At 63.0% G+C, this 2,922-nt stretch carries 4 protein-coding genes and 2 pseudogenes; 3 read left to right on the top strand and 3 right to left on the bottom strand.

The window, feature by feature from the left end; translation table 11 throughout:
• Positions 1-187 (bottom strand): transposase (locus F7R02_RS24780; protein WP_151210039.1); only part of this gene is annotated, 187 nt, incomplete at its 3' end.
• 43 nt (positions 188-230) lie between these two features.
• A pseudogene (locus F7R02_RS27630) lies at positions 231-317 on the bottom strand (DUF3817 domain-containing protein); the annotation flags it as partial.
• 211 nt (positions 318-528) lie between these two features.
• On the opposite strand from F7R02_RS27630, the gene F7R02_RS24775 reads away from it, so the two are divergent.
• The 3 genes and pseudogenes from F7R02_RS24775 to F7R02_RS24765 all read left to right on the top strand — a co-directional run bounded on the left by F7R02_RS24775 (position 529) and on the right by F7R02_RS24765 (position 2,130).
• Positions 529-1,164 (top strand): YiiX/YebB-like N1pC/P60 family cysteine hydrolase, encoded by a 636-nt coding sequence (locus F7R02_RS24775; RefSeq protein WP_139370932.1) that lies wholly within the window; start codon positions 529-531, stop codon positions 1,162-1,164.
• Positions 1,165-1,248: 84 nt separating this feature from the next.
• Positions 1,249-1,461, top strand: a pseudogene (locus F7R02_RS27110) (hypothetical protein); the annotation flags it as partial.
• A gap of 207 nt (positions 1,462-1,668) precedes the next feature.
• Complete coding sequence (locus F7R02_RS24765) at positions 1,669-2,130, top strand: DUF4126 family protein (RefSeq protein ID WP_033483907.1); 462 nt, start codon at positions 1,669-1,671, stop codon at positions 2,128-2,130.
• A 157-nt stretch (positions 2,131-2,287) separates the two neighbouring features.
• On the opposite strand, the gene F7R02_RS24760 is transcribed toward F7R02_RS24765, so the two are convergent.
• Positions 2,288-2,683: a VOC family protein gene (locus F7R02_RS24760; RefSeq protein WP_005931183.1), complete on the bottom strand. Its 396-nt coding sequence runs from the start codon at positions 2,681-2,683 to the stop codon at positions 2,288-2,290.
• Between the last annotated feature and the right edge of the window lie 239 nt (positions 2,684-2,922).

Here is a 2,922-nt window from a genome sequence, read left to right as displayed (position 1 = left end):
AACGGTTCATGCGTGTGTAGACCGTATGCCAGTTGCCAAAGCGCTTGGGTAGGCCGCGCCATTTGCAGCCATGCTCGGCAACGTAAAGGATGGCGTTGACCACTTGCAGGTTGGTCATGCTGACATTGCCGCGCTGCGCCGGCAGGCAGTGTTCGATCAGAGAAAATTGTGCTGGCGTGATCTCCATGCCCAATAGTTTAATCGCTCGGGCCATTAGTGTTAACAGGCCCTAATAATCCGGCCCAGGTCAGCCCTTCGAAAAATGCAGCCAACGCAAACAGCCGGCCGATCGGCGACAACGCAGAAGACACACGCATACAACACTCCAGACGGACAGGGATTGCCGCGACGCGATGGCGGCGGCGACGCCCGCTGGCATTGCCAGTCTACAGCCCGCATCAACAAGACTGAGGCCCAAGGGCCGGCAAGCACCTGCATGTCGCTGCCCGACGTGAGTGGCCACAAGCGGCCCGCACCTCGGTTAGCGTTTCCAACGCACACGCAAGCGATAATGTCGGCTCCTTTGGTCTGAAACCTCGCATCATGCGCATCGCACCGCTGTTGTTACTGCTCATCGCCCTACTGCCCGCCACGGCGCTGGCGCTGAAGGTGCGCGATGGCGATCTGCTGTTCGTCACCGCGGCGCACACGGGCCTCAGCGGCGCCATCGACGATGCAACTGGCGTACGGGGCCAAGCCAGCTTCGATCATGTCGCGCTGGTGGCGCATGCAGGCGATGCTGCGGTGGTGCTGCACGCCGACGAGCACGGTTCGCGCGAGCAACCACTGCAGGCATTTATCGACGAGGCTACCGCCAAGCAGCGGCAGATCGTCGTGTACCGGCTCAGCCGCGCGCATCGCCCTGCCATCCCCGATGCCATCGCCCAGGCACGGCGCATGCTCGGCAAGCCGTATAACGAGACCTACGTGCAGGATGACAACAGCTATTACTGCTCGGATTTCATCGAGCGCGCCTTCCGCGCGCATCACGTGTTTGCCCTGCAACCGATGAACTTCAGGAACCTGCAGACCGGCAAGATCTCACCGTACTGGACCGATTTCTATCGCAGCAAGGGCATGCCCGTGCCACAGGACATGCCGGGCAGCAACCCGAACGATATGGCCAAGACACCCGGGTTGAGCGCGATTGGGCGGCTGGACTGAAGGCAGCGTACCGATTGTGTTGCATGTTGTGGACACACCTTGCAGGAGGCTGCTTTGAAGACTGTGTTGCTGGCAGGATTAGGGATGGCGCTGTTGGTCGGCTGCGCCAAGGCACCAGCGCCGGCGCCGGCTGAAGCAGCAACGCCGCAGCCGGCGGTCGCAGCACATACACCTGCCCACGCGCCCGGCAGCCAGCGTGGCGAGGGCCATCCTTACGAATTGGCCGACACACAGGTCTGGGACGTGCCGGATACAGTCTCGGGCCGCCGCTATATTGAAGTGCCCAAGGCGATGGCATGCACCGCCGTGGTCAGCCACGAACACCACCCGCTGCTGCGCAGCGTGTTGCACGGCAGACACCGGCATGCGAGCACAACCGATGCGCGGCGTGCACAACGTCTTGCCAACTCCCACACACGCCACGCCCTAGTCTGCGCGGATCGATAACAGCGTGCCACGCGCAGGCATTCCGCCTGCGATGGTCGAGCACATGCAGAGGTGCACATGGCTTTGATCCACTCCATCCTGATGGGCGCCGTTGCCGGCATGCGCTCGATGACGCCGCTGGCCGCCGTCGCCAATGCTGCACGCACCGGCAAGCTGCCTGCCGACAATGGCGCGCCTGCATTGCTCGCCAATCCACTGGCGTCGGCCGGTATGCTGGCACTGGCTGGCGGCGAGTTGGCCGGCGACAAGATGAAGACCGCTCCCGACCGCATCGTGCTGCCCGGCATGATTGCCCGCATTGCCACCGGTGTGATCGTCGGCACGGCGTTGGCGCCGCGCGAACAACGTGGCATCGCTGCGCTGCTTGGCGCGACGACGGCAGTTGCTGCTGCCTATCTCACTTTCAATGCGCGGATGCGTGCGATCGAGCGCTACGGCCAGACCAGCACCGGCGTCGTCGAAGATGCGATCTCGGTGGGTGCGGCAACACTGATCATGCGCGATGCGGCCAAACGGTAACGCACGTCCACTGACTCACGCGTCGTGCTGAAGGCCTGCCACTGGGTCCGCAGGCCGCGGTCGCAGCGCTCAGTCGCCGTCGTGCGAACGCGCGTCATCAACTCAGCAAATCATGCCTGCGACCCATGCCTGCGACAGACCGCGCTACAAGCCACATTCACGCCGGGCGATAGATCGCACACAGCTTGTTTCCATCCGGATCGCGCACATAAGCCAACCACGTCGGGCCCATGCTGCTCTCACGCAAACCGGGCGGCTTCTCGATGGAAATGCCACCGGCAGCCACCGCGATGTCATGAAAGTGCTGCACTTGCTCGGGTGAGTCGCACTTGAAGCCGATCGTTGCACCGTTGCCCGGGCTGGCGGGTTCGTCGTTGATCGGCTCGCTCACACAAAAGGTGCTGCCCGCATGCCGGTAGAACAGGCGCGTGTGCCCACTTGCTGCCTGATTGACGAACGGCGCGGGCGCACTGAAGACCCCTCCTAGCACTGCATCGTAGAACGCACGCGCACGCGCGATATCGTTCGTTCCCACCATGACATGATTGAGCATGACGTCGTCCTGTTGATCGCGCGGGTGCGCAGCATACGCCACTGCACCCGCCGCGCCATATCGACCATGCGAGTCAGCCGCCACGCCCATGAGGCGCATCCAGATCCAGTAGGGAAGCTCTGAACAACGCACCACAGATACGCGACACTACCCGCCTCATCATGTAGAGGATCATCTATGCAGCTGACGTTCGGTGACGCTGAGGGCCTGGGCAAGCGCAAGCAGACCCGGCGCGAGAT

Origin of the sequence: Xanthomonas cissicola (genome assembly GCF_008801575.1) — a bacterium.
Lineage (GTDB): Bacteria > Pseudomonadota > Gammaproteobacteria > Xanthomonadales > Xanthomonadaceae > Xanthomonas > Xanthomonas cissicola.
The sequence above is the reverse complement of the archived record's forward strand: the minus strand, read 5'-3'. Positions and strand labels throughout refer to the sequence as shown.